This window comes from Aeromonas sp. A35_P (genome assembly GCF_002259925.1).
Classification (GTDB): domain Bacteria; phylum Pseudomonadota; class Gammaproteobacteria; order Enterobacterales; family Aeromonadaceae; genus Aeromonas; species Aeromonas dhakensis.
This window is the reverse complement of record NZ_NEVB01000121.1, coordinates 1-5,321: the sequence shown is the minus strand read 5'-3', so window position 1 is coordinate 5,321 and position 5,321 is coordinate 1. Positions and strand designations below refer to the sequence as shown.

Here is a 5,321-nt window from a genome sequence, read left to right as displayed (position 1 = left end):
GACGGCAGCTGGAGCTACGACCCGACTCAAGACCCGGCCAACGCGGCGCTGGCGGCGGGAGTGCCCAATGCGGTCACCATCAACTACACGGTGACCGATGAGCATGGTGCAACGGCAACCAACACCCTGACCATCACGGTGACCGGTATCAATAGTGCACCAACAGCCATTGATGCGGCCATATCGGTAAATGAAGACTCTGCGTTTACTGGTACCCTGCCCCAAGCGCAAGATGCTGATGGTGATGCGGTCAGTTACCTCATATCTGGGGCGCCATCGCACGGTACATTGACCATCATCGACGCAGCAACTGGGCAATATGCATACACACCGACGGCTAATTTTGCAGGTGACGATAGCTTCCAGTACACCGTAGTGGACAGCCATGGTGCATCCAACACTTACACGATCAGCGTAAAGGTCCTACCTGCACCGATTGAGCCAACCATCACAATTACTGCGATTGCCGATGATAACGTACTGAATGTGGCTGAAAGCCAGTCCACCGCCGTTAGCATCAGCGGCACCGTCGGGGGGGATGCCAAGGTTGGTGACGCCATCTTGGTCACCGTCAATGGTGTGAACTACCCCACCACAGTGGGGGCTGGGCTGATTTGGGCTGTGAGTGTGCCCGGTACCGAATTGGTTGCACATGGTGGTGCGCCGATTGGAGCCATGGTGACTTCGGTTGATTCTGCAGGCAATGCAGTTAATGCCAATGCCTTGCAGGGCTATACCATTGATATGGCCATTCCCACACCACAGATCCAGATCACCAGTATTGCTGATGATAATATCGTTAACGCGGCCGAAGCTGCCGGGTCTGTGTCGATTGTAGGCACGACCAGTGGTACCAAGGCCGGCGATGTGGTTACGGCAACTGTTAATGGCATCGGTTATGACTATCAACTAAGCAGTGATAACGGCAATTTCAGCATCACGGTAACTGGTGCTGCAATGTTGGATGACTTTGCTAGCAGTGGTGGCCTGTCGGGAGTAATAGAGGCGACGGTAAGCAGTGTAAGTGCCGTTGGTAACGTTGGTACGGGCAGCACCGCTGGCTCTTACACCGTCGATGTATTGCCACCTAGCCCTGTGATCACCCTGAATGACGTCACGGCAGATAACACGATCAACTCGACAGAGGCGGGTCAGGACGTCTACATCAGTGGATCGGTGACGGAAGTGAGTATCGGCGATACCGTGACCCTGAGCGTTAACGGCAAGCCCTATACTGGCACAGTTGTGGCAGGTAATACCTTTAGCATTGCTGTGCCGGGCAGTGAGTTGCTTAACGCTTATACCAGTGGTGCACCTAATATTGGTGTCTCGGTATCTGCCAGCGATGCGGCTGGTAATAGTGTCACGGTGAGTGCGACCAAGAGTTACGGAGTGGATATCACACCGCCCGCGCCGACCTTGACCATCGATGTGATCACCGCCGATAACATCATCAATGTGCAGGAGAGCACTCGTACCGACTTGACCATCACGGGGAAAGCGGGCGGCGATGCCAAGGTTGGTGATGTGGTGACGTTAACCATCGGTGGTAACGTCTATTATGCCACTGTGTTGCCAGACATGACCTGGTCTACTGGCCCAGTTGTGCAGGGGGCCGATCTCATTGCCGATGCGGTGAGTGGTGATGCCATTGTCTCTGCCTCTTTGAGTACAACGGACGTTGCGGGCAACACCGGTAATGTGGTTGCGGAGCGGCCATTTGTGGCGGATGTGGTCCCACCGGTTTTGTCGGTCACTATAGACCCCATTACTGGCGACAACCTGATCACCTCAACGGAAGCCGCTAGCGCCAGTATCACGGTGACCGGTAAGGTGGTGGGTGAATTTAAGGCAGGCGACACCGTTACCCTTGAACTCAGTGATGGCACAACGACGGTCACGGCAAGTGGGACGGTCGATGCTGCAGGGAATTGGGCGATTGCCATTGCCCCATCCAGTGCGTTCCTGAGCGATGCAGACCTGAAGCTGGTTGTCACTGCAACTACGGTCGATAGTTCGGGCAATGTGGGCACCACCTACGCAGCACAGGCCTATGCTGTGGACGTGGTCGCCCCTACCATCATCAACTTGGACATTACCTCAGTTCCGACCCATGGTCTGGATGGTCAAACCTACTATGTGGCAGGTGACACCGTCACCGTGGCGGTGCGTTTCGATGATGCGGTGCTGGTCAATGGCAATCCGACCTTGAATCTCTTGGTTGGTGATAATGGTTCTCCTGTCACGGTGACAGCAAATTACTTGTCTGGTTCTGGGTCTAATACCTTGGTGTTCTCCTGGACGGTGCAGCAGGGCCTCATGGATATGGATAACATTTCCGTCTCTGCAAATGGCATTACTTTGCCCATGGGGGCGACGATCACCGATATAAACGGTAACCACGCGGTCCTGAGCCATGATGGATGGGTGGACGAGAGGACGCAGAAGATTGATGCGGTGGCTCCGACGGGCACTCTGCAGTGGCGTAGCACGGGGGATTTGACCGATTACATCAAGGATATCAATGGTGAAATCGGGGCTGATGACCCCAGTCGTCACGAAACTGCCAATGAGAAGGCGTATGAAGCTGCCACCGGCCAGGAGATCGGTATTTACAAAGTGGGCGATGCCCTTTATCTGAGCCTGAGCTTTGATGAAGGTGTGACCATCGACGTCAGTGGTGGGGCGCCTAGAGTGGCCTTGTCACTGAACCCGAACGACTACCCGACCAATATCTTCCCGACCCAGGTGTTTGCGGAATACGATACCACCCTCTCCAACCCTGGGGCCGGTTTGCTGGTGTTCAAGTATGTGGTGACCGCCGGTGTATTGGACTATATCACCACCCAAGGGGCGCAGGTACAAGCGGGGGCATTGACCCTCAACGGGGCCATCATCAAGGATTATGCTGGCAACATCTTTGACCCGAATGCGGTAAACAGTCTGGCTGAAGATAAGTTTCAGTATATCGATGGGGTAGCGCCGGACCATGTTCTGACACCGACCCATTTTGACGACGATGTGGGTTTTATTCAGGGCAGCAATCCCAGTGGCAGTATCACGGATGACACCTCTCCGACCATTCATGGCACCCTGGATAAGGCGATGGAGGCTTATTCAAGTCTGCTGGTATATCGTGATGGGCTCTTGATTGGAGTTGCAACCGTTGATGGTAGCAATCCGTTAGCGTGGTCTTACACTGATACTTCCGGCACGCTGGTCGATGGTAAGACTTACAGCTATACCTTCGCGATAGAAGATATGGCGGGCAATATTGGCCCCTTGTCAGCCCCATTGACGCTGACCATAGACCAGTCTGCACCCGCGTTGGATGCTACCATCACCCATGCGGTGGATAACTACGATGTGGTCGTTGACCCATTGCATGGGCAAGGTTATAGCGGTGATGTTGGGAGCGGTGGTCACACCAATGACACCTCGCCAGAATTGGTGGGTGAATTGTCCACTGCGCTGCAGGCCGGTGAGAAACTGTTCGTCTATCGCTATATAAACGGACAACCTGAGCCGGGGGCTGATGCCTTTATCGGTGAGGCCACGGTCAGTGGCAGTACTTGGCGCTATCAGGACACAGGCCTGATTGGCAGTCCCAACACGACCTACAACTATGTTTTGCGCAGGATGGATGCCATAGGTAACTTTAGTGCGGTCAGTGCGGCGGTCTTTATTCTGGTGCTGGATACTGTCAATCCTGTCTTTGCCACTACTATGGCCGTCAGCACGGATACTGGGGCTACTGCCAGTGGTAATACGCTTCAGGGTTCAGAAAATGCAGACCTGATCACCAGAGACACCAGCTTTACACTAAGTGGCAACCTGGCTGCCACTGTGCCAGCAGGCGAGACCTTCCAGCTATCGCTGGACAACGGCGCCACTTGGCAGACGGTGACCCTGTCTGGCACCGCCTGGAGCTATAGTATTGCTGATGATGCCGGGCTAAGTGGCACCATTACCGTGCAATTCCGGATGACTGACCAGGCCAGTAACTACACCTACGCCGATAGTCAGGTGGTGGTGGACTTGAGTGCTCCCAATGCAATCAGCAAGGCACCGATCTTGGTGAGCACCGATGATACCGGTGTGATTGGTGATAATAGGACCACTGCCACCAACATTACCTTTACAGGCAATGGCGGTGAGGCCGGTGCGGGGATTGCCCTGGTCCACGATGTCAATGGGGATGGGGTCTATCAGGCGGGTATTGACCGCTTGCTAATGACGGGGAGCGTTGCGAGCGACGGCAGCTGGAGTTTGGCTTACAACGGCTTTGCAGCCAACAATGCTTATCACCTTGGCACAATTCAGTGGGATACCGCTGGTAACCTATCGAACCTGAGCAAGACCAATGAGATCTTTATCAGTGCTCGAGATATGATTAAAGTGAGGGAGTTAGTCAGTAGTATTTCTGCAGTAGGTCAAGGTGAAGACGCCACGGATTTGATTGGCTCATCCATGGCCATTTCTGAGAATGGGGGATATCAGTTCCAGTTTTCGCATACAGTGATTAGTACTACCAGTATAGGATCCACCCCAGTTAATTCAAAGCTGATCCCTGGAGCTATACCTGAGGGGATTGCTGGTCAGAAGGCGTATTATTTAGGTAACTCGGTGCTAGTAGATGCATTGCGCGATGGTAAGTCAGACCTGTTTGTTGCCCAGTATGGGGATAACCCTATTCGCGGATGGTTCTCTGATGCTAGTGGAGCCTCTCTAAAGTTACTTGACTTTAATCCACCCGGTGGCCGTGCGTCTGATGGCTCTATTGTTGCGTGGGATAGAATGGGAGATGGATACGCAGATATTGTTTATGGCGATGACTGGACTGGAATGAATGCTACCTTGCAAGTGTTAGAAAACAGTGCGGGAATATGGTCTGCTAATACAAATTATTTTGGTATCTCACAACTAAGTGGAGTAAAGGTTGGCCCTCAAGTATCCGTTGTTGACCTTAATAATGATGGCTACGTGGACTTAACTTTTAGTAGTAACCTTAATGCGTCATTATATCCGCAAGATTTCTATTCATTGTTAAACAATGCCGGCGGAGTGATGACGTTTAATCAAAAGGTGACTGGAATTACCCACGGCACTAATGGAGAGGGTGGTCGCTATTTGGATAATGCTGATTTATTATGGGCTGATTTTAATGGAGATGGCTATGTTGACTTGATGACAGGAAGGACTGCGTACTATGGTATGACGAACGTTGTAGATAAGTTTAATAATAAAATTTATTTTAACGATGGGACAGGAAAAATATCTTCTACCCCTTCTTTCAATATGACTGACACTTTAGATGGGCC

At 52.4% G+C, this 5,321-nt stretch carries 1 protein-coding gene; it reads left to right on the top strand.

Annotated elements, in window-relative coordinates:
* Window positions 1-5,321, top strand: a 5,321-nt coding sequence (locus tag CAK78_RS08745) for an Ig-like domain-containing protein (protein ID WP_141214154.1), incomplete at both ends; no start/stop codon positions are given.